Annotated in this window: 1 protein-coding gene; it reads left to right on the top strand. The window is 66.0% G+C overall.

The features are described from left to right. Positions 1-1,313: ATP-binding response regulator (locus AKN83_RS37955; RefSeq protein ID WP_157113769.1), on the top strand; the 1,313-nt coding region annotated here is incomplete at both ends.

Here is a 1,313-nt window from a genome sequence, read left to right as displayed (position 1 = left end):
TCCGTCACCATCAAGATCCCGCTGACGCTTGCGATCGTCTCCGCCCTGATCGTGGAAGCCGGCGGCGACCGTTTTGCGATTCCGCAATTGTCCGTGGTCGAGCTGGTGCGGGCCCGCGCCAACTCCGAGCACCGCATCGAGCGGATCAAGGACACCGCCGTGCTGCGCCTGCGCAACAAGCTGCTGCCGCTGATCCATCTGAAGAAGCTGCTCAAGATCGACGACGRTGCGTCGACCGCCGATGCCGAGAACGGCTTCATCGTGGTGACGCAAGTCGGCAGCCAGACCTTCGGCATCGTGGTCGACGGCGTGTTCCACACCGAGGAGATCGTGGTCAAGCCGATGTCGACCAAGCTGCGGCACATCGACATGTTCTCCGGCAACACCATTTTGGGCGATGGCGCCGTCATCATGATCATCGATCCCAACGGGATCGCCAAGGCGCTCGGCGCGTCCGGCTCCTCGGCCCATGACATGGCCGACGACAATGCCAGCGCACATGCCAATAGCGGCGAGCAGCTGACCTCGCTGCTGGTGTTCCGCGCSGGCTCCTCGCAGCCCAAGGCGGTGCCGCTCGGCCTCGTCACCCGGCTGGAGGAGATCGCAACCGACAAGATCGAGCTCTCGAACGGCCGCTACATGGTGCAGTACCGCGAGCAGCTGATGCCGCTGGTGCAGATGGCCGGGGTCGAGGTGCAGACCCAGGGGGCGCAGCCGATCCTGGTGTTCGCCGACGACGGCCGCTCGATGGGGCTCGTGGTCGACGAGATCATCGACATCGTCGAGGAAAAGCTCAACATCGAGGTCGCAGGCTCCCAGGACGGCATTCTGGGCTCGGCCGTGATCAAGGGCCAGGCCACCGAGGTGATCGACGTCGGCCACTTCCTGCCGATGGCGTTCGCCGACTGGTTCTCGCGCAAGGAGATGCGCCCCTCGGCTAGCGCGCAGTCGGTGCTGCTGGTCGATGACAGCGCCTTCTTCCGCAACATGCTGGCGCCGGTCCTGAAGGCCGCCGGCTACAAGGTGCGGACCGCACCGAATGCCCAGGAAGGGCTCGCGGCGCTGCGCTCGGGGCAGGCGTTCGACGTCGTGCTGACCGACATCGAGATGCCCGAGATGAACGGCTTCGAGTTCGCCGAGAACATCCGCAGCGACCACAACCTGGTCGGGCTGCCGATCATCGCGCTGTCGGCGATGGTGTCGCCGGCGGCGATCGAGCGCGGCCGGCAGGCCGGCTTCCACGACTATGTCGCCAAGTTCGACCGTCCCGGGCTGATCGCGGCGCTGAAAGAGCAGACCGCCGAACTGCGCCG

This window comes from Bradyrhizobium embrapense, from assembly GCF_001189235.2.
GTDB lineage: Bacteria > Pseudomonadota > Alphaproteobacteria > Rhizobiales > Xanthobacteraceae > Bradyrhizobium > Bradyrhizobium embrapense.
The sequence above is the reverse complement of the archived record's forward strand: the minus strand, read 5'-3'. Positions and strand labels throughout refer to the sequence as shown.